The sequence below is a fragment of the Nocardia heshunensis genome, assembly GCF_054782115.1.
In genome coordinates this window covers 1-542 of record NZ_BAAGTC010000037.1, presented here as the reverse complement: position 1 = coordinate 542, position 542 = coordinate 1, and the positions used below count along the sequence as shown (strand labels likewise).

At 49.8% G+C, this 542-nt stretch carries 1 rRNA gene; it reads right to left on the bottom strand.

Annotation, left to right across the window (positions count from 1 at the left end):
- A 23S ribosomal RNA gene (locus ACYVN4_RS45005) occupies positions 1-542 on the bottom strand; the annotation flags it as partial.

Sequence of the window (542 nt, the reverse complement as noted above, 5' to 3'; positions counted from 1 at the left end):
GTTTTTGATAAACAGTCGCCTGGGCCTTTTCACTGCGGCTACACTTGCGTGTAGCACCCCTTCTCCCGAAGTTACGGGGTCATTTTGCCGAGTTCCTTAACAAGAGTTCACTCGCTCACCTTAGGATACTCTCCTCGACTACCTGTGTCGGTTTGCGGTACGGGTAATTAATCACTAACTAGAAGCTTTTCTCGGCAGTGTGACGTCTGGCACTTCCCTACTAAAATTCGGTCCTCGTAACGCCTTGTCCTTAGCGATAAGCATTTGACTCATCACCAGACTTGACGCTTGAACGCACATTTCCAATCGTGCGCATACCGTAGCCTACTGCGTCCCTCCATCGTTCAAACATGATTAACTAGTACAGGAATATCAACCTGTTATCCATCGCCTACGCTTCTCAGCCTCGGCTTAGGTCCCGACTAACCCTGGGAGGACGAGCCTTCCCCAGGAAACCTTAGTCATTCGGTGGATCAGATTCTCACTGATCTTTCGCTACTCATACCGGCATTCTCACTTCTAAGCGCTCCACCAGTCCTTAC